Source organism: Lactiplantibacillus plantarum (assembly GCF_014131735.1).
Lineage (GTDB): Bacteria > Bacillota > Bacilli > Lactobacillales > Lactobacillaceae > Lactiplantibacillus > Lactiplantibacillus plantarum.
In genome coordinates this window covers 1,438,222-1,459,135 of the sequence record NZ_CP039121.1, presented here as the reverse complement: position 1 = coordinate 1,459,135, position 20,914 = coordinate 1,438,222, and the positions used below count along the sequence as shown (strand labels likewise).

19 protein-coding genes are annotated in these 20,914 nt (G+C 46.2%); 3 read left to right on the top strand and 16 right to left on the bottom strand.

All coding sequences use genetic code 11. The annotated features are described in order from the left end of the window. Positions 1–257 precede the first annotated feature (257 nt). A complete protein-coding gene (locus E5260_RS06655) occupies positions 258–1,439 on the top strand; it encodes an exonuclease SbcCD subunit D (RefSeq protein ID WP_003640304.1) in 1,182 nt (393 codons plus the stop codon). A 2-nt stretch (positions 1,440–1,441) separates the two neighbouring features. Further along, a complete protein-coding gene (locus tag E5260_RS06650; RefSeq protein ID WP_003640303.1) occupies positions 1,442–4,627 on the top strand; it encodes an AAA family ATPase in 3,186 nt (1,061 codons plus the stop codon). A gap of 134 nt (positions 4,628–4,761) precedes the next feature. Here the strand turns inward: E5260_RS06650 and E5260_RS06645 are convergent, their stop codons facing one another. The 5 genes from E5260_RS06645 to gndA form a co-directional block, all read right to left on the bottom strand. Continuing rightward, the gene (locus tag E5260_RS06645; RefSeq protein WP_003640302.1) at positions 4,762–5,730 is read right to left on the bottom strand and encodes a UbiA family prenyltransferase; all 969 of its coding nucleotides are present in this window, start codon (positions 5,728–5,730) and stop codon (positions 4,762–4,764) included. A gap of 370 nt (positions 5,731–6,100) precedes the next feature. Further along, positions 6,101–7,744: a HAMP domain-containing sensor histidine kinase gene (locus E5260_RS06640; protein WP_003640301.1), complete on the bottom strand. Its 1,644-nt coding sequence runs from the start codon at positions 7,742–7,744 to the stop codon at positions 6,101–6,103. Next, positions 7,744–8,430 (bottom strand): response regulator transcription factor, encoded by a 687-nt coding sequence (locus E5260_RS06635; protein ID WP_003640300.1) that lies wholly within the window; start codon positions 8,428–8,430, stop codon positions 7,744–7,746. The genes E5260_RS06640 and E5260_RS06635 overlap by 1 nt, the downstream gene beginning before the upstream one ends. Before the next feature lie 190 nt (positions 8,431–8,620). After that, positions 8,621–9,970, bottom strand: coding sequence for a replication-associated recombination protein A (locus tag E5260_RS06630; RefSeq protein ID WP_003640299.1), 1,350 nt, complete (start codon positions 9,968–9,970; stop codon positions 8,621–8,623). Between the two features lie 168 nt (positions 9,971–10,138). Next, a complete protein-coding gene (gndA, locus tag E5260_RS06625; RefSeq protein ID WP_003640298.1) occupies positions 10,139–11,575 on the bottom strand; it encodes an NADP-dependent phosphogluconate dehydrogenase in 1,437 nt (478 codons plus the stop codon). A 394-nt stretch (positions 11,576–11,969) separates the two neighbouring features. On the opposite strand from gndA, the gene E5260_RS06620 reads away from it, so the two are divergent. After that, on the top strand, positions 11,970–12,932 hold the full coding sequence (locus tag E5260_RS06620; protein ID WP_003640297.1) for a cation diffusion facilitator family transporter: 963 nt from the start codon (positions 11,970–11,972) through the stop codon (positions 12,930–12,932). 114 nt (positions 12,933–13,046) lie between these two features. Here the strand turns inward: E5260_RS06620 and E5260_RS06615 are convergent, their stop codons facing one another. The 11 genes from E5260_RS06615 to E5260_RS06565 form a co-directional block, all read right to left on the bottom strand. Next, positions 13,047–13,631: a PepSY domain-containing protein gene (locus E5260_RS06615; protein WP_003644295.1), complete on the bottom strand. Its 585-nt coding sequence runs from the start codon at positions 13,629–13,631 to the stop codon at positions 13,047–13,049. 290 nt (positions 13,632–13,921) lie between these two features. Then, positions 13,922–14,101: a 50S ribosomal protein L32 gene (gene rpmF, locus E5260_RS06610; RefSeq protein WP_003638547.1), complete on the bottom strand. Its 180-nt coding sequence runs from the start codon at positions 14,099–14,101 to the stop codon at positions 13,922–13,924. Positions 14,102–14,160: 59 nt separating this feature from the next. After that, on the bottom strand, positions 14,161–14,715 hold the full coding sequence (locus E5260_RS06605) for a YceD family protein (protein WP_003640295.1): 555 nt from the start codon (positions 14,713–14,715) through the stop codon (positions 14,161–14,163). Positions 14,716–14,839: 124 nt separating this feature from the next. Next, positions 14,840–15,991: a nucleotidyltransferase gene (locus E5260_RS06600; protein WP_003640294.1), complete on the bottom strand. Its 1,152-nt coding sequence runs from the start codon at positions 15,989–15,991 to the stop codon at positions 14,840–14,842. A 14-nt stretch (positions 15,992–16,005) separates the two neighbouring features. Continuing rightward, positions 16,006–16,740, bottom strand: coding sequence for a class I SAM-dependent DNA methyltransferase (locus E5260_RS06595; protein WP_003640293.1), 735 nt, complete (start codon positions 16,738–16,740; stop codon positions 16,006–16,008). Next, a complete protein-coding gene (rsfS, locus tag E5260_RS06590; protein ID WP_003640292.1) occupies positions 16,737–17,093 on the bottom strand; it encodes a ribosome silencing factor in 357 nt (118 codons plus the stop codon). Before rsfS ends, E5260_RS06595 begins: the two co-directional genes overlap by 4 nt. Positions 17,094–17,110: 17 nt before the next feature. Continuing rightward, on the bottom strand, positions 17,111–17,728 hold the full coding sequence (gene yqeK / locus E5260_RS06585) for a bis(5'-nucleosyl)-tetraphosphatase (symmetrical) YqeK (RefSeq protein WP_003640291.1): 618 nt from the start codon (positions 17,726–17,728) through the stop codon (positions 17,111–17,113). Further along, a complete protein-coding gene (locus tag E5260_RS06580; RefSeq protein WP_003640290.1) occupies positions 17,712–18,347 on the bottom strand; it encodes a nicotinate-nucleotide adenylyltransferase in 636 nt (211 codons plus the stop codon). Before E5260_RS06580 ends, yqeK begins: the two co-directional genes overlap by 17 nt. A 12-nt stretch (positions 18,348–18,359) precedes the next feature. After that, positions 18,360–18,674: a ribosome assembly RNA-binding protein YhbY gene (gene yhbY, locus E5260_RS06575; RefSeq protein WP_003640289.1), complete on the bottom strand. Its 315-nt coding sequence runs from the start codon at positions 18,672–18,674 to the stop codon at positions 18,360–18,362. Between the two features lie 70 nt (positions 18,675–18,744). Next, positions 18,745–19,881 (bottom strand): ribosome biogenesis GTPase YqeH, encoded by a 1,137-nt coding sequence (gene yqeH, locus E5260_RS06570; protein WP_003640288.1) that lies wholly within the window; start codon positions 19,879–19,881, stop codon positions 18,745–18,747. Continuing rightward, positions 19,878–20,408, bottom strand: coding sequence for a YqeG family HAD IIIA-type phosphatase (locus E5260_RS06565; protein WP_003640287.1), 531 nt, complete (start codon positions 20,406–20,408; stop codon positions 19,878–19,880). Before E5260_RS06565 ends, yqeH begins: the two co-directional genes overlap by 4 nt. Between the last annotated feature and the right edge of the window lie 506 nt (positions 20,409–20,914).

Genomic DNA, 20,914 nt, shown 5'->3' with positions numbered 1-20,914 from the left:
GCAAGGATGACCAGCAAATCACTCACCCGTATGTTGCAATCAATAATTGCTCAACTAGTTAAGCGCAATTATAGCTGAATTGCATAATAAGGGGTAGAACTTGCCCACTTTCAAGTTTGTCCGCCAACATTCCAAACTAAATCAAACGTATTTCGTCAAAATTAATCTACTTTGGGCAGACGACACTTCGAGACCTGAAATTTTATGTAAATATGCGATAATGGAAATTAACAATTCAAACTCAAGGAGGAACTCCCATGAAGTTACTACATACAGCGGATTGGCACATCGGCCGGACGCTTAACGGTTATTCTTTGTTAGATGAACAGGAAGCAGCGTTCAAGCAAATTCTAACGATTGCATTGGCTGAAAAAGTTGATGGTATCGTGATTGCTGGGGACATCTACGACCGGGCCGTTCCGAGTACCGATGCGGTCACTTCACTCGACCACATGCTGCAGGCTATTAATATCGAGCATCACCTACCAATCTATGCCATTGCTGGCAACCATGATGGCGCCAAACGTCTCAACTACGGTCGTGAATGGCTAGCCTATAATAATTTTCATATCAATACGTTACTAGCCGAGGCCTTCACGCCCATCGAGACCCCAACGGCACAAATCTTTATGTTACCGTTTTTTGACCCCATTGACGCGCGGGTCTACTATCAGCAACAAGGTTTGCCCGAAAAACAAGTCAAGGCGATTCACACCATTCACGATGCGATGCAACGCGTGGTTAGTGACCTCGTTACCACCTTTGATCCTGAAAAACGGCACTTGTTGATTACTCATTTTACCGTTACACCCAAAGCAGATGACGACTTGGAATTAACAAGTGAAACAACTTCCAAAGTGGGCGGTTTGGCGACGCTGACCACCGATTTATTCGCAGACTTCGACTACGTGATGCTGGGCCATATTCACACTCGGTTAGCCTCACCCGACAAAGATCGAATTCGTTATGCCGGTAGCCCCGTCAAATTTAACGTCAAGGAAGCCAACCCTAAGTTCCATGGCAAAGGTGTTGAAATTGTGACAATCACACCCACTGCGATCACCCATGAATTCAAGCCAATTCAGCCGCAAACTGACTTGGTTACGTTGCGTGCGCCTTGGGAAACGTTACTTGATCCCAACTTTTATCAGCAACAGCCGTTAAAGCAGGCTTGGTTTGCGATCACCGTCCAGGAATTCGACCGTAGTAAGCATCTGAACGTCCGGGCGCAACTCGAACAAATCTACGGCACAATTGTCGAACTGGACTACGAATCGAACCACCAAGCCACCGCCATTAGTGGCCCAAAAAACATGAACGAACTGAGTCCTGATGCCATTGTTGGGCAATTTTTCCACGCGATTACTGGTAACCAGCTCTCAACGACACAACAACAACTCGTTGACCAGATTTTCGTCAACTTAAGAAAAGAGGATTAGCCGTGAAACCCGTTTATTTAGCCATGAACTATTTTGGCCCCCACGAACATTCAATTATTGATTTTAGCAAGCTAGAAAGTACCCCGATTTTTCTGATTAGTGGTGATACTGGGGCCGGTAAATCAACTATTTTCGATGCCATGACTTTTGCCCTCTTTGGCAGTACGACGAATGATGGGACGGATGGTCGGGCAGCCAAAGAGATGCGCAGTCAGTTCGCCCCCGCTGACCAACCGACAAGCGTCACCTTCTACTTTGAGCAAGGCAATCAACTCTATAAGATTGCGCGCTCCCCTGAACAATACTTAGCTAAGAAAAAAGGATCTGGACTGACGAAAAAGAATAGTACGGCCAAATTAGCTGTCGTTGATCACGTTGGTGGCGTGGAGATTGAGAGCATTGCAACCAAGCCGGCCGACGTTGGTCCCGAGATCACGACCATCTTGAATTTGACTGCTGATCAATTTAAAAAAATCATTCTACTCCCCCAAAATGACTTCTCGGAATTCTTAAAGTCAAAAACGACTGACAAGGAAAAAATCCTTAAAAAGATTTTTGGACCGCAACTTTATTCAGACTTTACTGCGGAACTTAAAGCGGAGTATCAAACCGCCAGCAAGACTGGTGATCAGTTTGTCGCCGATTTGCGGGTCGCACTAGCCTCAGCAACTTGGAATGATGCGGAACAGGCTCAACTTCAAGCAGTTCCGGACGATCAAAAAATTCCACTACTACGAGCATTTGTTACGACGCGTCAAAGTGTTTTTGACCAAGCACAGCAAACGACTAGTAAAATCAATCGGTCTGTTAAAGCGGCCGAAACGACCTACCAGCAAGCACGCGATCGCCAACAACAATTTGACCGGCTCACACAGGCGCAAGCTGATTATCAAACTAAAGTTGAAGAACAAACACCGGCAATTACCATAGCCAAGCAACAGTTGCACGCGTTAACTTGGGCCCAGCCCCTACAAGCCACCATGCAAGCCCTCACTCAACAAACACGTGACCAAAAGCAATTGACACTTGACCAGCAAGCAGCTATGGATAACGTGCAACAAGCGCAGGACGACTATCGCCAAGCGCAAGCTGCAGTTCAACAATTACATGACCAAAGTGAAGCTAACCATCAGCACCAGCAGCGCTTGGAACAATTGGCCACGTTGATTCCACAAGCGCAACGCGTTGAAAGTCTCATCGCACAGCTCGCAAAGCTCAAGCCGAGTGTCGCTGATCTGAAGGCGACTTTTGAACAGCACCAAACCGTAATAAAGACATTAACAGCCAAAATCACCACCCAACAAGCGAACTTGCCATCTATTGATGACTTACACGCCACTAAAGATTTGCTGATTAAACAACGAGAACAGTTCGTCGACACCCTGACACCACTTGATAGTCAATGGCGAGGTGCGCAACAAGAACAGCAGCGCGTCACCAAGCAACTGACTGATTTACGGGCGCAGCTTGCCCGCGATGAACAGAATCAGCACAATGCGCAAGTCCAATTTGAACAACAACGTGGTCAACGCCAAAGCTTAATGATTGCCCAATTACAACAAGAACTCGTTGACGGCCAGCCCTGCGTGGTCTGTGGATCAACCGATCATTCACAGATGCCGTTCACAACCATCGTTGCAAATGAAGCTGACTTACGACAATCCATGCAAGCCGTTGACGACGCTCAAAACGCGCTGGCGGCAGCCAACAAGCAAGTGGAAGCAACTCAACAACGTGTCGAACAGGCTGAAAAAGAAGTTGACCAGGCTACGCAGCAAGTAACCACCGCCCAAACGCAACTAACTTCAACTTACCAACAGTTGATTGAAACCAACGGACTAGCACTAAAGTCACCCTACGATTTGACCGCAGTCAGGGCTTTTTTCGCTGAGCAACTCGCCACAATTACGAAGAAGCTTGAGGCAGCCCAACGAGTGGTTCAAGCTATTGAGAAATATACTGCTGAACTGGAAGCACAACAAAAACAGGCCCAACAAACGGAGTTACAGTTAGGCGAACAACGGGCCTTATTGCGCAATAAAACAGCCGATTTGACGGTAGCTCAGGCAGCCATTGGTACGGACTTACAAGTCACAAGCGCTGACCTGCTGGCCGAAAAAGCGCATCTCAATCAGATCGTCGCGACCTACCAACAACGCCTAGAGGCCGCCCAAGCCACCGTTCAAACCAGTCAACTTACTTTATCAAAACATCAAACTAAGCTCGATGATTTAAACGACCGGTTGAAGACAACACAGGCCACGCGCACGCAGCTTGAGCAAACAATCGCACAGGCCTTAGCTGCTCCAGAAGCACCGACTCATGACCAAACTGTACTTGAAAATTGGTTAGAAGAACTCGCCAATGGTCGACTGACCGCCCTGCAAGTCCAAATTGCCACCTATCGGCAAGACAAGGAGCGTCTGACAACCGAAATCAAGCAACTGCAAACCGCCTTAACGAACGTTGAACGACCGAATATTACGGGTATCCAAGCTCAGCTGGCCGACCTGCAAGCTCATAAGGATCGGGCACTGCAATCCCAAACCGTGGCGGAACAAGCCTTAACCGACGCGCAAAGTTGTCTCGAAAAAGTCCAACAAATCATGCACCAGCAAGGCACATTTGCAAAGCGGTTCGCCGAAATTACAAGCCTGTATAATATCATGACTGGTAAAGATGGCAACGATCACAAGCTCAAGTTAGAGACCTACGTTGTCCAAAACTACTTGCAACGCGTCTTAAACTACGCCAATGATCACTTTATCAACCTGCTTTCCAATAACCGCTACACATTTGAACTAGCTGCCGAAGCGAGTGATAACCGCAGTGACCACGGCCTCGATATCAATGTTTACGATAATGAAACCGGCAACTCGCGTTCATCCAACACGTTGTCCGGTGGTGAAACCTTCATTGCTGCTCTGTCGATTGCACTCTCGCTCAGTGAGGTCGTTCAATCTTCGGCTAATGGCGTCCAAATCGACGCACTGTTTGTCGACGAAGGCTTCGGCTCTCTGGATGATGAAACTTTGGAAAAAGCGATGCAGGCACTCGAAACAATTGGTGAAAACCGAATGGTCGGTGTTATCAGTCACATTGAATCAATGAAACGAACGATTGGCCAACAAGTTCTCATCAAAAAGATGGGGGGTGGCCGCAGTACCGTGCGGTTGATCAGTAAATAGCCGCCGAAAACAACCGCAGTACATGACTAACAAGGTCTAAAAAACAGCGACACAAAAAATGGCGGCCGTCATTCAGCAATTATGCTGGATGACGGCCGCCGTTTTTGTGAACCATCCCAATTAATCAGACCGGATTAAAAGAAAATACCCAGGATCAGTCCAAGTAATTGCATGCCTTGAAACATCATCAAATTTTGTGGTGCCGTATTAAAGGTGGTTTCTTTCACTTGCACCGCGTTAAAGGCCCGAATATTCTTCAAAATTTTTGGTAAAACGAGCAACACTGCCAGCTGATAAATCGGTAGTATTTGTAAAACAACACTCATCAGCACTGGCAAATAACCTAACAGCGCTAGCGTATCGTAGACCCGTAGTGACCAACGATGACCAATATAGTACGGAACCGTATAACGTTCATTGCGAATATCCTGTTGTAAATCTGAAATATTATCAGCTAACATGATATTCGCAACCAAGAAAATCCCTGGTAGCCCCACTAAAATCATGACCAATATGTTCTCTAAGTTCCCCACAATCGCAAACTGCGGCCAAGCAAACTTAAAGCCCGCCAGTACGGGGGTCGCGACGTTCATATAAACACTCAGAAAGAAAACGCCAAATCCTTCGACACATCCTGACAGTAATTCACCCAACGGGAAGCGCGAAAACGGCACCGGGCCATAGGTATAGAAGATAGCCACACCAATCGCTGCAGCGCCCATGAACAGTAACAATAGGTTTGTTCTGACGACTAGCACTAATCCTAAAATAATTGCAGTTGCTAACATCGCTAGCATCAAATTCAATGATCGTCGTGGTGATAGGTGCTCACGGCCAACAATGTTATAAGTATCCCGATAATGTAAATCCTTAGCCAAGTAGTAATCCTGCACGTTATTAAACCCCGTCACAAACAATGCAATCGCTACTTGTGCAACTAAGTAAATTAACGAATTGATCCAATTAAACGCATGAAAATAATAGATTGAAAATAAAATACCAATAAAATACGGCACCACACTAGCTGCCTTGGCATTTAGCCGAATGAATTCCAAAAAAATTTTGAACGTCATTGGCCGATAAGTTGGTTCGTTCGTCAACAACTTCGCCCCCTGATTAAATTAACTACTCTTCCACTATACCAAAAAAGGTTACTTGTGAAAATGGTTTCATGATGAACATACCAACAAATATCGGTCAGCTTAAATATATTTCGAGTCGGATCAATCTGAATCAGGATTAAACCCAGCCTGCTGGTGTACAACCTATTCGTCGTTTAATCAGCATCTTACTGCGCCCTATCGAACTGTCAGTCGATGCTCAATATTGATCCAGGCCTCCCTCAAAATCACGATATGATCCCATAGGCCGCGGCTTTAAAATTCATTACAGCGCAATTATCCATACTGAAAACGCACATTCAAGTTAAATTAACTTGAATGTGCGTTTTAAATTCATAAATGACTCGATTACCTAGTGGTCGTGCTCATGATCATCCAAGGGCGCTTCATCTTCATCACGAGTAGCTGGTCGGATTCCGGCTGGCAGTTCCGACTTGGCAATCTTTTCAACATCATTCGTTTCAGCCTCGGCCTTAGCTAAGAGCTTCGCGTCCCGTAGAATCGGTAACTGGAACCGAAAGATCGAGCCCTGGCCCACCACAGATTCAACACTAATATGACCATGGTAACCTTCAACTAACCGTTGCGCAATGGATAATCCTAACCCGTTACCACCCTTATCACGGCTACGCGCCTTATCAACCCGATAGAAACGGTTGAAAACCCGATCGAGATTGTCCTTAGAAATACCCTCACCAAAGTCTTGGACGGCGACTTCAATGTAGCGATAATCCGTGGATAATGATAAATGGATTTCTTTACGTCGTGTCGAGTACTTGACCGCATTATCCAATAAAATAATCAGAATTTGCTCGAGGTGATTACGGTAAATCTGAGCATACACCGGCTTTTTAACATCATCATCAAACGTAAAATGAAAGTCGGGATGAATCATCGTAAAATCGTTAAATGCTTGCGTCACTAACTTCTGAACGTCCGACGTCTCATGGCTAAAATTGATTTCCAATTGTTCAGCACGCGATAAGTCCAACATTTCTTGAACTAAGCTCTGCATTCGCTTGGTTTCTGACAAACTAGCCGCCAATGATTCCGACAACACTTGTGGATCATCCTTGCCCCATCGATTCAGCAACTCCATATGGCCCTGGATAATTGCCACCGGGGTCCGTAATTCATGGGAAACGTCTTCAACAAATTGCTGCTGTTGATTAATATAGCGTTGCATCTGATCAAGCATATCATTGAATACAACTGCTAAATCCGACAATTCATCATTGCGTTTAAGATCGGGCACTCGCGAGTCAGTTTGCGGATCATCATTGACCGCATTAATCGTCTGTTTGATTTTACGCATTGGCCGTAATAGAAACGCAGCTAAGAAGTAGCCCAGTAGCGTGGCACCAAAAATAGTGATCATTGTCATTACAATAAAGATCCAGATCAAATTCTGAGTCGTTGAATGGTATTCCGCCAAATTATCAGTGACCTGGGTGTAACCGATCAAACGGTGATTGCTAGCCGCATAAATGGGCGCCCGCCCAACTAATTCAGCATCACTTCCTCGGCCAATCAACACCACCTGACGCGTCTTATTCTTAGAGAACTCATGTGCATCCTTGCGGGATAGATAGAGTGTGTTCCCGTGTGGATCATAAACCGTCACAGCTAAGTTTGTGCGGGATAAGGCTGTTAAATCGGAATCTGAAAAGATTTTACTTTGCAGCACACCATGCTTACGTTCACTCATGGTAGTTGCCGGTTCAACGCTCGCCTCGGGTTGCAATTTAGCGGCCACCGACTTAATGGTCAGCCCTTTCGACTCCGTTCGCAACGATTGTTGCACCGTTGTAACAGCACTAGCCACGTTCCGTTGTTCTTGGTGCAATAAGAGGTTCGTGAAACTCTTATAGACCAATAATGAAAAACAAATAAAAATGAGCGCGGACCCAATTGCGGTCCCGAGCGCCCATTTCCATTTTAATGACCAACGGCGCCGTGGTTTAGGCGTCACTTGATTCGTATCAGCGTCAGTCATTAAGAACGAATCACGTATCCAGTCCCACGAACAGTTTGGATGTAACTCTTTTCTCCTGGTCGGTCAATCTTGTTCCGTAAGTAACGAATATAAACGTCGACGACATTCGTTTCAACTTCTGATTCGTAACCCCATACTTTGTTTAGTAAGACATCACGAGCGAGGACAACGTTAATATTTTCCATTAAAGTTAATAACAGTTCATATTCACGCTTCGTCAAGTTGATGACTTCGTCGCCACGTTTAACGACTAAGTTTTCCTTTTCAATCGTCAAGTCTTTATAAGTGACGGTCGTTTGTTTAGTGCTTTGTTGTTCACTTTCCAAATCGATTCGCCGCAATAGTGCTCGTAAGCGGGCAAGTAATTCTTCGATAGCAAATGGCTTAACAATGTAATCATCTGCCCCATGATCCAGGCCGGAAACTCGATCAATCACGGAGTCACGGGCCGTCATCATAATGATCGGCGTGTTCTTGACTTCACGAACCCGCCGGCAGACTTCCAAACCGTTCAGTTCTGGTAACATCAGGTCTAATAGGATGGCATCAAAATCTTCAGCTAACGCTGCGTCTAACCCTTTACGGCCGTTATATTCGACTTGAATATCATAGCCTTCGTATTTTAATTCTAATTCAACGAAGCGTGCGAGGTTTTTTTCATCCTCAATAATTAATATTCGACTCATTTACTTTTAGTCACTCCTAATATTCAACTTATCTAAAAACCGTACGAATCAGTGATTTATCACCACTAACCTGCATTAAGCTAGTACAACATGTTATTTTAACATGAAAACGCTGAATTTCCTACACCCCAACCAGGGTCTGCTCCTCACCCAAATCTAATTTTAGTGAATTCTCATTAAATTGCAATCTTTATGTCTCATCATCTGACGGTTCGGTTTGCGGATGTTGCTGGTGCCACTGGCGAATAGCAGCTAGGCGCTGTTGCCAGGCTTTCTCCTGTCCCTGGCTAGTCGGCTCATAGTACCGGTGCTGTTTTAACTCAGGTGGCATCGTCGTCATCGTGGTTAATTTGGCCGCTGTATCATGGGCATATTTGTAATCAGAACCATAACCTAAATCTTTCATTAATTTTGTCGGTGCGTTGCGAATCTGTAAGGGGACCGGTAAATTACCCGTCGCTTTGATATCTGCTTGCGCTGCCGATTTAGCCGCGTATAATGCATTGGACTTCGGTGCTAAGGCTAAATAAGTCACTGCTTCCGTCAAATTCACGTCACACTCAGGCATACCGATCAACTGGCACGCCTGAAAGACTGCTACCGTCAGTGGCAATGCCTGCCGGTCAGCTAGCCCAATGTCCTCACTCGCAAACCGAATCAAACGCCGAGCGATATACAGCGGATCTTCACCGCCGGCTAGCATCCGCATCAACCAGTAAATCGCCGCGTCAACATCACTATTACGCATTGATTTATGTAACGCGGAGATAATATTATAATGCTCCTCGCCATGCTTATCGTAGCGCAACGACTTAGTATTGATCAGTTGCGATAACCCGGCCGTAGTAATCGTAACGTGCTTGCCATCGCGGTCACCGTTCAAAACAGCCATTTCTAACGTATTGAGCGCCATACGAGCATCACCATTAGCAAATTCTGCGATCAACCGTAGTGTATCAGGCTGCATCGTAATCTCAAGATCCGGAAACCCCTTCGGATTCTGCAAAGCGCCCTGTAAGACAGCTTCTAATGCATCAGGCGTCAATGCCTTTAAGACCAATACTTTGCACCGTGATAATAGGGCCGCGTTAATTTCAAATGAGGGATTTTCCGTCGTCGCACCAATTAACGTGATACTGCCGCGCTCAACATATGGCAAAAAGGCATCTTGTTGGGCTTTATTAAACCGGTGAATTTCATCAATAAAAACAATGGTCTTTTCACCAAAATCTCGATTAGCCTCCGCTTCATCCATGATTTGCCGAATTTCTTTAATGCCACTCGTCACCGCGCTAAACGTAATAAAGTGCGACTGGGTCTGTTGCGCAATAATTTCGGCCAGCGTGGTCTTACCGACTCCCGGTGGTCCCCAAAAAATCAGGGATGGTAACTGATCTTCTGCGATTAATTGTCGTAATAGTTTACCCGGGCCAAGTAGATGCTCTTGGCCCTTGAAATCCGCCAGCGTCACTGGCCGGACCCGGTAAGCCAACGGACTACTACTAGATTTATCCGGGTTAAATAATGATTCTTGTCGCATGGCGACCCCCACTTTCGCGTTTATTCATTACTCTCAATTTTAACGCAAACGTACGTTCTAATCCACTCAAACCAACGATCATTACCGCACAGCCACCCACAGCACAAAAAAACTGCGCCTAATCACGCGTAACGTCATTAGACACAGTTTAGTTCATTCAAAATGATTTTATTGTTCTTCGTACCAACTGTAATGGTATAACCCTTCACGGTCAGTCCGTTCATACGTATGCGCACCAAAGTAGTCCCGTTGCGCTTGCAACAAGTTAGCAGGTAACACTTCGGCCCGGTATGAGTCGTAGTATGACAATGCCGCACTAAATGATGGTACCGGTACACCAGCTTGGATTGCTAAGCTAAGCACTTCACGTGTTGATTGTTGATACTTGGCGGCGATGTCGGCAAAGTAGTCGTCCATCAATAAGTTATTTAAATCAGGCTTCTTATCAAAAGCATCCGTGATGTTTTGTAAGAATTGGGCCCGGATGATACAACCAGCACGCCAGATTTGGGCAAGTTCACCGAACTTCAAGTCCCAACCATAATGTTCAGAAGCGAAACGAAGTTGTTCGAAGCCTTGCGCATAACTCATAATCTTACTGAAGTAGAGGGCTTGACGAATCTTCTCAACCAATTCTTTCTTGGCTGGCAAGTCAACGTCAGCGGTTGGGCCAGCTAATTTCTTAGAAGCGGCAACCCGTTCGTTCTTCATCATTGAGATGTAACGCGCATAGACCGCTTCCGTAATAACGGATTGTGGCACTTGAACGTTCAAGGCATCTTCGGAACTCCACTTACCAGTTCCTTTGTTGTTCCCACGGTCTAAGATCATGTCAACGATTGGCTTAGTCTTATCCGCACCTAAATCATCCTTACGTGACAAAATGTCAGCGGTGATTTCGATCAAGTAACTGCTCAATTCGCCTTTGTTCCAGTCCGTAAAAATATCGGACATTTCATCAACGGACAAGCCCGCGACGTTGCGCATGATATTGTATGATTCATCGATTAACTCTTCATCACCGTATTCAATCCCGTTGTGGACCATCTTAACGTAGTGACCAGCACCGTTCGGGCCGATGTAAGTCACACATGGTGCACCGTCTTGAGGCGCTTTAGCAGAAATCTTTTCCAAGATTGGGGCAACTAAATCATAAGCTTCCTTTTGACCACCAGGCATCAATGAAGGGCCTTGTAAGGCACCTAATTCACCACCGGAAACACCCATACCAATAAAGTTGATTCCGGATTTATCTAAGCGGGCGTTACGCGCCATCGTGTCATTAAAGTTGGTGTTCCCACCATCAATCAAGACGTCGCCTTTATCTAATAGTGGTAATAATTCATCGATAACGGCATCGGTTGGCTTACCAGCCTTAACCATCATGATAATCCGTCGTGGCGTTTCAAGTGAAGCCACGAAGTCTTCGATCTTATAACTTGGTACTAATTGCTTGTCAGCATGGTCCTTAACGACCTTTTCAGTTTTGGCACCAGTCCGATTAAAAATCGCAACCTTGTAGCCGCGGCTTTCGATGTTCAACGCCAGGTTCTTACCCATGACGGCCATCCCAATGACACCAATTTGTGGTTTTTCATTACTCATTAGTTTATTGCCTCCCAATTTTTAATACGCAACTATCGTACCAAAAAACACGCTGTTAATAAAGTAAATGACCGCAAATTTTAAAATTAATTTCATATAATTTATCGCGGGAAGAAATTAATTTTCATAGAACCATCCAACAAGGTTACTTGCTTTTCAAACAGCACCAACTGACAAAGTTAAAAACACCGTGCTAGGCTTACAGTAAAATAAACGGATAACCTTCATAGATCGGTTCGTGGTGTTTAGGCTAGTGTCCTCATTGTTATTATGACGTTCCGCACTTTTTTTATTCGTACATGCCCGCTGGTGGCCACTTTTACCAGAGAGACACCCTAGCACCACTAATCCTGACCAGCAGTCCAATTCAAGATAAGTAAGGAGGCCCCTAATCATGTCTATCCAACGACTGCCAGATTGGCATCAAATTGAACAACCCGTTGTTATTTCGCTTAAAACGGCCCGTCACCATCTCTGGGGCAACGTGGCCGTTTATTTGGGCTTATTTATTATCGAGCTTCTAGGGGCACGCTGGGGCCACTCACAGGCCCTACGTGCGGATGCCTTTAATAATTTATCTGGAATTTTTTCGACCGGGCTACTCATGACTGGTCTATTCATCGCCAGTCGCACGCACGATGACGATTTATTTGGCGCACCCATCGCACCCACGGAGCAGCAGCAATTAGGACCCCGAATCCAGCAATCCCGCTTTCGTTTTGAGACGATTTTTAATTTACTAGCCGGCACCATCATGGCTGCCATTGGAATCGACATTATTATCAAAGGCGTAATGACATTCGCCACCCGTACCCCCTTCAAAAACCTCAGCAGTATCGCCGGCTTGGCCGCCGGGTTTTCCTTCGTGGTGCTACTGGTCTTATGGGCCTTCAATCATTATTGGAGTCGCAAACTTAACAATGCTGCCCTGACCGCAGCGAGCCGTGATACCTTCACGGACGCGTTGACCAGTCTGACTACCGTTCTTACGATCCTTGTCACGGTCAAGCTCCACCTTCAGTGGTTCGATAACCTGATTAGTATCGGCTTAGGGCTATACATCCTCAATACTGGCACCAAAATTTTTCGAGAAAGTAGTCTGAACCTAGTTGACTATTTCGACCCTTACCTTGAAGGTCGCTATCAACGGCGAATTGCTGATTTAACTAGTGTCCGCAAAGTCATTTTTCTCAAGGCTCATTATGATGGTAATCTCATCATGCTGCGAGCCACGATCGTTGTGCCACCTCGGATGACGGCGATTGAAATCACACGTCTGATTGAAACCATCAATCAAATCATGTGGCAAGAATTCGGTGTGATGGAAACGGACGTGATGATTACGACTAGCTATTGATCAAATCAGTGATTTACAAAATAGGCGATACGTTTAGCCGGCTGACCATTTCAAGACTAGTTGCTGACAAAATGAGGCTACATACCGCCCCTTTTCACCAGCAACCACGTGGTACTAATCGTCGTGCTCAGTTTCCAAAATATGACCTTCATAGGCATCAATCTTAATATCGACTTGCTGCTTTCCTTGATGTACCTGGACCTCCCAGTAAGTGGTGCCATTGTCCTTATCGAGCTTGAGTTCGCTAGCATAGCCACCGTTACGATCATGGATGGCAATCGCCACCGCTTTACTAGGACTGATTACCTTGTTAAGATTCAGCCGGTCACCCTCAGCGTCAGCTTGATCATCTTGATCCAGCATCTCAGACTGCTTACTGATGACCTTCCCGGTTCGCCCATTGAGTTGTAATTCATGTTCCTGGGTGCCGCCAACGCCTTCCAGCGTGTAAACCGGTCGACCGAGTTGGTCTTCTAACTCAATACTCGTCACACTGGCGTCCGGATATTGTTGCTGAAACTTTTTGATGGCTGCGGCTAATGACACTTTCGTTTTGGCTGTCACACTTTTGGTCGAATTACTTTGGCTGCTAGTTGATTGGCTTGTCGCCTTATTTTGCGTCGACTGTTGGGTGCCACATCCAGCTAACAGAACCACGGTGAGCAGTGCTAACCCGATCCCATATTTTTTGCTCATCATCTCCATAACCCCCTTGTCGCTGCGTCAGTAACACTTATTATGAAGCCGTACCCATTATTTGATAGTCTTAGTATACGGAAGGGAGACGCCTCATCGCAATCAATATGCAAGGCCACTCGCTTGACCGCGCTGGCAGCTCAGTCAAACCTTATTTCAAGAAGTGCTGGTCCCGACTCAAACTTAATTGAAGACAACAAAAAAAGCCCACCTAAGCGGGCTTTTTGATCGTATTATGGTAACGAAAAGTTCCATGCGCCATGGCCGCAATGCAACTTTTCACCAACTAACAATTAGTTGTTTACTTTTACGACTTGCTTGCCGTTGTAGTATCCACAACTTGGGCAAACACGGTGTGATACACGTAATTCGCCACAATTTGGGCATGGTGCCAAATTTGGTGTAGCCAATTTAATATGACCACGACGGTTGCGTTTACGCATCTTAGATGTTCTTCTTGCTGGTACAGCCATCAACCTACACCTCCTTCAAGTGAATTCACATAATGTGTGTTTTGATACGCCTAGCTAACTTAATCCTTGTCTTCCTGATCAGGGAACAGGTTTTTTAACTTAGCTAAACGCGGATCAACAGTTTTAAGTTCTGCAGCTTGCAACGCTTGGTCGTCCTCGGAGAGAACTTCCCAGCCCTTACCAGTTGGCATCGGGGCGCCGTCTTGTTCAGCTTCAGAAAGAATCTGCATGGGGATGTGAATTAAAATATTATCCTCCACAGCGACATCAAAATCTAAAATATCATCTTCAGGTAAAATAATTACCGTATCAGTTTCTTCGTCAAAACGACTCAGATCGGTTCCCTGAGGAACATAATATTCCGTCATTTGAAAAGCCAATGGGACATCCACTGGCGTCAGCGAGCGACTAGACGGCAATGTTAACATTGCGTCAATCTTCGCCGTGATTAACACATTATCCTTATCATAACTCGCTAACCCAGTTGCGTGAACTGACTTAACATCGATAATTTCTGGATAACGGCTCATCAAGGAGTGTTTTAAATCCAATGCTTCATCAAACTGAAGTGGCGTTTCACGGTATGTTTTAAGCTGTGAAAGTGACCATTTCATTTAAAAACCTCCTAATGCAACGTGATAAATTATACCTGTGTAAAAATCCTTTGTCAATGTTTTTTCCTTGACAGTCCAAAATGCCCGTCATTAGACCTAACCATATCAAGAAAGCCCGCCGCGGTCAACCAATTGTTACCGGTAACCGCCATGGTTGTCGATATAAATCTTGCGATTGCCCATTAATTAATTGATAGACGCGCCCCGCCCGATAATCGAGATTCAGAGCATGCTGGCGTAAGTCTTGATTGATTTTCGTATACAGCGGCAACGGGAGCTGTTTCTTCACTTGATGCAAATAAGCCTGCCCCTTAGGTGTGAAGCCTAAGACGCGCAGATAATTATGTGCCTGTGCTTTCTGGACTTCTGCCTGAGTAAGTTGTAGTAGTGCGGCTGTCGCCACCCGCTGCAATCGTGTATACGTATAGCGTTTTGACTTGACCTGATGAATAAAGTCATCAAAAGTCGTGGCGTGTTGGGCCATCGCCTGCATCCGGTATTCCAAGCCTTCCGCCATCTGATCATACTGTCCACTACGGGCAACGTCAACGGTCAGCAATTGATACTGTAAAAACGGCCAAAAGTCGCTCCAGCGCTGCAGTCGTTGCGTAGTCAGCGCCGTGAACGTGTCGGCCGGGACAACTGGTTTCAGCGCCGCCCAATCCTGTGCAAGTGCCGCTTGGCGCACCGCTGTCCCACTGGCGTAGCGACTATCGGCCGCAATTGTCGTCGTCGCGTGATCCGCTTGGCGACGCTTGATCGGCAGTAACTGCATCGGATGTGCCAGGGTCTGATTGGCAGCGTAATAACAGAAGCTCAGCATATCATTGGCTGCCGTCAACGTCACGCCCGTGGCAGCTTGCAAGGCCGCGTTAAACTGAGTGGCAAAAGTCTCATTATAATGGGTAAAGTCGCCCTGTTGCGCCGCAATTGCCGTGGCCAACCGTTGAAAGTCCAGCTCAGGATGTTCCGCACCAAAAACAACACTCGTACAGTCCAGTGCACTGAGTAGTTCAATACCACCCCGTGCAAATAAATGGGCAGGTTGGGTCGCAAAAAACACGGGCAGTTCAATTACTAGATCCGCCCCATTTTCCAAAGCCAGCTTCGCACGTGTCCACTTGTCTAAAATGGCCGGTTCACCGCGTTGCAGCCAATCACCACTCATCACAACAATAACACAGTCGGCATTGGTCAACTGTTGTGCTTGCCGCAAATGGTAGCGATGCCCATTATGCAACGGATTGTATTCAGTTATTAACCCGACTGCTTGCATTCTTGTTCCTCCTACTACTTACGACACTTGAAGAACCACCGCGTGGTCTGATCATCCGGTTGTTGGCGGCCAAAATCGGCGCTGACCGTGACATGATTAAAACCGGCTGCCTGCAGAGCTTGTTGATAATCAGCCAACACATAAGTTTGTTCTTGATGTAATTCACTGACCTCGTCGAAGGCCTGCTTATCATCATTATAAATAAAGAACGTTAAATCGTGCTCAGCACTGTGCGGCTGTTCACCGGCATAGCTTGTCCACATAAAAGCCCGATCCTCATCGCGATAATTGTACATATAACCAGGATAGACCTCATCCGTCTGATAAGGTGTAATGACGTCGAATAAAAATTCGCCGGCCGCTGTCAAATGTTGAGCCACTTGTTCAAATGCACGTTGGACTGTCGTAATATCGGGCAAATAGCAGAACGAATCAGCAAAACAGGTAACCGCATCAAAGGTCCCAACTTCAGATAAATCGAGCATATCCCCTTGTAATAGCGGTAAGGTCACGGCTGCCTCGTCCGCATGGCGCTGTGCCAGTGCTAACATGTTCTCCGACAAATCTAAACCGGTGACCTGATAGCCGGCTTGGGCTAACAACACCCCTAAGCGTCCCGTCCCACAAGCTAATTCGAGCAACTGACCATCTTGGTTAGGATACTCACGACGGACAAAATCCAGCCATTGCTGGTACATGGCTGGATCAAAAAGTTCGTCATAAAGTTCGGCAAACGTCTGATAAATCATGCGTTTACCCATTGTGCAACGTCGACGATGGGCGCATCAGACCATAATTTTTCCAAATTATAGTGTGCCCGCGCATCCTTTTGGAAGACGTGCACGATGACGTCACCGGCATCGATCAAGACCCATTCGCCCGAAGTCCGACCTTCGACGCTCTTAACGTCCGAACCGGCCTTGCGCACAAAGTCCACGATATTATCAGCAATCGCTTGAACTTGGCGCTTGGAATCCGCGGATAAGATGACAAAATAGTCCGCCATCAAACTGACTTCCGCGACGTCTAAGGCCACGATATCGTCGGCACGCTTATCGTCAGCGGCCTCAACAGTTAATTGTAAAAGTTCCTTGCTATCCATAAAACTCTCCCTTAAATTTAATTGGCAAATTGAGGGGCCACACCGCCGACCCACGCGTTATAGGTTGCTAACGTTTGTGGGTAGACTGGCGCACCCTTCTGAATCAGATAATCTAGTGTATGTTGAATCTGGAAACGAACACCGTCAGCCAACGACTTGGCCGTCGCTTCACGAGCCGCTTCAACACCGGGGAAGTCCCGGGCTGGTTCAATAAAATCGGCCATGAAGATGATTTGGTCCAGTTTAGTCATATAAGGCGCACCGACCGTGTGTAACCGCACCGCATTCAAAATTGGCTCATTGTAGATGTGCAACTCATCTTTGATCAGTTCAGCGCCAACATAGCCATGCCAGACCCCGTTCCCATACGAAACCAGGTTGGGGTCCATGCCATGCGTCTTAATGAGCTGAATAAATGTTTGATCATCGCGTTGCTTGGCGTAGTCGTGTAATAACCCCGCAATTCCAGCTAACTCGACATCAACACCGTTGTCAGCAGCTAACTGCCGCGCAGTCTCCTCGACCCGTAAGCAGTGTTGATAGCGTTTGTCAGTCAACTGGGCGGCAACTTTTGCCATTAGCTCCTCGTGACGATATGGAACAATCGCTTCAGTATACTCAATCGTTTTGCTCATACAAATGATGCTCCTTAATATAAGCGGCCACGGCTTCCGGAACCAGATAACGGACCGAATGCCCATGGCTGATTTTTTGACGAATCTGAGTGGAACTAATATCGATCAACGGTGCGTCGACCCAAATAACCGGATATTGACTCGTCGTTGGGTACCCGGTGCGTTTGATACCAACAAAGGTGACTAATTTAACTAGCTCGTCAATGTGATACCAAGTATGCAAATAATCGACCATGTCGCCGCCAATGATGAAATAGTACTGCGTGTCCGGATGCTTAGCTTTCAAAAACTTCATCGTTTCGTAAGTATAGCTTTTGCCACCCCGCTCGATTTCCGCCGTCTCCAACCGAAATAGTGGATTATCAACAATGGCTTCTTGGACCATATTCGCACGATCTTCCACCGCAATCGTCTTCTTTTCGTCGACATGCGGTGGTTGAGCGTCCGGCATAAAGCGAACTTCATCCAAACCCAGTTGATCACCAACTTGCTGGGCCATGATCAAATGTCCCAAATGCGGTGGGTTAAACGTGCCACCTAAAATACCAACACGGCGATGCGGAATTGCCGTCACCGTTTCCGTCAGAACTTTTGTCGCTGTTTGATTAACCGTCTGCACCCGTCATTCCTCCTATAACTTAGCAACTTCCAATGAATAGTGCTGGTCTTCTTCATGACTAGCTGGCAAGTATAAGACTAACACCCGGCCAATTGTTTGAACGACCGTAATCGCGGTTTTCTGTTCAATTGCAGCTTTAACTTCAGCCGTTGTCACATCAGCATTTTGTAAAATGTTGACTTTAATTAATTCTCGCTTATCCAGCGCACCCGTTAATTGGGTCAACCATTCGTCAGTCAAGCCGTTTTTCCCGACAGCAAATAGTGGCCGCATGTGGTGGGCTTCACCACGTAAATAGTGTTTTTGTTTTCCACGTAAGTTTTCCATTAAGTTTGATTTACTCCTATAATTTTCTGTTTGATAATCGCGAATCAGATTCTACTCCGACCACAACTCATCAACGCTTGTTGATCATAGCTGGGCGCGTCAAGACTGCAACACCCTTTGGTGCCCAGGCCGCTACACGCGTATCCGCAGCCACCGTGACCCATCCGAGGCCTTCAAAGACAATATCACTGATTTCCGTCACTTTGAATTCGTGGCGAACTAATGGTGGAAAGTCAGCGACAGCATCGCCAGTTGGGGGGGTAATCAGTTCACCCACATGCTTGGTATAAAAGTTGTCCGCATTCTCGGTCCGGGTTCGGTGCAAGGTCAAGTTATTATCAACGTAGACCGTCCCAGTTGCTTTTAACGTATCAACAATATCTAACCGTGCCACCCCACCTAAGAACAAAGTTTGACCGTTGCCTAATTGGAAACCCTTTGGGCGAATCTCGCGTTGTGGTGAGACTAACTTCAGGTCATCGCCTGATAACACGTGGGCCATCTGTTCAGGATGAATAATTCCGGGTGTATCAACCATCATATGACCATCATCCAACGGAATTTCAATCTTGTCTAACGTGGTCCCTGGGAACCGGGATGTCGTGATCAAGTCCTTCAAACCAGTATTATTGGCAATAATCCGATTGATCAACGTTGACTTACCAACGTTCGTGACCCCTACGACATAAACATCGCGGCCACGACGATATTTTTCAATCATCGCCAAGAGCTCATCAATGGAATGCCCCTTCTTGGCACTCGTTAACGCAACGTCAACCGGTTTGATTCCCTGTGCACGAACTTGTTGATTCATCCATTCCCGCAATTTCGTCCGGCGTAACTGACGTGGCAACACGTCTTCCTTATTACCGACTAACAAAACGGGATTATCCCCAACAAAGCGCTGGAGACCAGGAATGATGCTTCCATTCAAATCAAAAATGTCGACAACGTACACAACCAGTGCGTTCGCATCTCTAATCGTGGCTAACAAATGACGAAAATCATCATCCGTTAAGCCAACCGGCACGATTTCGTTATAGTGCCGAAGCCGAAAACAACGTTGACAGTATAAATCCTGTGCGTCACTAGCTAATGATTTTTGTAACGCACTGTTCGGTGTGTAGCCGGCCGCCTTAGGATCGGTCGTTTGAATCGCCGCACCACACCCAATACAGTATAAAGTTTCTTCTGATGTTTCACTCACTTATTAAGGTCCTCCTGAAAATGCATTTCTGGATAAACATGTGCTAATCGTAATTTGATAAATCGTTCAAAGAAACGGTTTATCCGGGTATTCCACGCGTCCGTCTTCACGATTGGCTGTACTAAGATACTGGGCACGCCCGCAAGATGGGCCGCCCACATGTCGGTGATATACTGATCGCCAACCATGACCACTTCATTTTTGTGTAAGCCCAGGTCATGACGCGCCTTACTGATCCCCAGCGGTAGTGGTTTCAGTGACCGCGAAACAAATGGCAGTTCCAGGCTTTGCAGCGCCTTAGCAATTCGCGCTTCGGAATTGTTCGACACCACCACTAACGGAATGCCCGCGTCTTGTAACGCGTGCAGCCACTTTTTCAGTTCCGGGGTGCCATCCGGATTGTCCCATGCGATCAACGTGTTATCAAGGTCGGTAAATACCGCCTTAATGCCCTGCGCTCGTAACTGCGCCGGTGTCACATTGTAGATTGCTGGTATCATCCAAGTTGGTTTAAATTGCTTAATCATCGTTATCCCCTTCGCTTCTCACTGGATTTTTTGGTTATTGGCATAACCCCACTAGCCCATTTTATCATACTATTGGTGAAATACCGGACTAAATCAGGTCTGGAGCCGGAGTTCACTAGGCAATTGTGCTAAATTTTAGTCATCATTATATAATAATTTGTTTTTTGAAAATAAGCAACGAAAATCCTTCCAAGTTGTCGTAACTTGATGACACCACCTGGATCAAATTTGACTAAGTTGATCGCACCCGCATTTATTTGATAGGTTGGGGCCCGAGTAAGACATTGAAAATAGCACTAAAAGTCGCCAGTAAATTCAGCGCTGTTTTGCCGGTTGCCCTTTTCTCGCCAGTTTATTTGCAATGGCTAAACCACAATCTGACATTCAATCGGCGCACTGACCGTTTTGTCAAATTAGATTAACAAAGTATCCCATTAAGTGTATATTAATTAAAGATACGTGGCTTTTACTTATATCATGATACTGATATGTATATTGATTGCACA

Coding starts and splice junctions, on each gene's coding strand:
- E5260_RS06655 (WP_003640304.1), top strand. CDS start 258: ATGAAGTTACTACATACAGCGGATTGGCACATCGGCCGGACGCTTAAC.
- E5260_RS06640 (WP_003640301.1), bottom strand. CDS start 7,744: ATGACTGACGCTGATACGAATCAAGTGACGCCTAAACCACGGCGCCGT.
- E5260_RS06635 (WP_003640300.1), bottom strand. CDS start 8,430: ATGAGTCGAATATTAATTATTGAGGATGAAAAAAACCTCGCACGCTTC.
- E5260_RS06630 (WP_003640299.1), bottom strand. CDS start 9,970: ATGCGACAAGAATCATTATTTAACCCGGATAAATCTAGTAGTAGTCCG.
- gndA (WP_003640298.1), bottom strand. CDS start 11,575: ATGAGTAATGAAAAACCACAAATTGGTGTCATTGGGATGGCCGTCATG.
- E5260_RS06620 (WP_003640297.1), top strand. CDS start 11,970: ATGTCTATCCAACGACTGCCAGATTGGCATCAAATTGAACAACCCGTT.
- E5260_RS06615 (WP_003644295.1), bottom strand. CDS start 13,631: ATGATGAGCAAAAAATATGGGATCGGGTTAGCACTGCTCACCGTGGTT.
- rpmF (WP_003638547.1), bottom strand. CDS start 14,101: ATGGCTGTACCAGCAAGAAGAACATCTAAGATGCGTAAACGCAACCGT.
- E5260_RS06605 (WP_003640295.1), bottom strand. CDS start 14,715: ATGAAATGGTCACTTTCACAGCTTAAAACATACCGTGAAACGCCACTT.
- E5260_RS06600 (WP_003640294.1), bottom strand. CDS start 15,991: ATGCAAGCAGTCGGGTTAATAACTGAATACAATCCGTTGCATAATGGG.
- E5260_RS06595 (WP_003640293.1), bottom strand. CDS start 16,740: ATGATTTATCAGACGTTTGCCGAACTTTATGACGAACTTTTTGATCCA.
- rsfS (WP_003640292.1), bottom strand. CDS start 17,093: ATGGATAGCAAGGAACTTTTACAATTAACTGTTGAGGCCGCTGACGAT.
- yqeK (WP_003640291.1), bottom strand. CDS start 17,728: ATGAGCAAAACGATTGAGTATACTGAAGCGATTGTTCCATATCGTCAC.
- yhbY (WP_003640289.1), bottom strand. CDS start 18,674: ATGGAAAACTTACGTGGAAAACAAAAACACTATTTACGTGGTGAAGCC.
- E5260_RS06565 (WP_003640287.1), bottom strand. CDS start 20,408: ATGATTAAGCAATTTAAACCAACTTGGATGATACCAGCAATCTACAAT.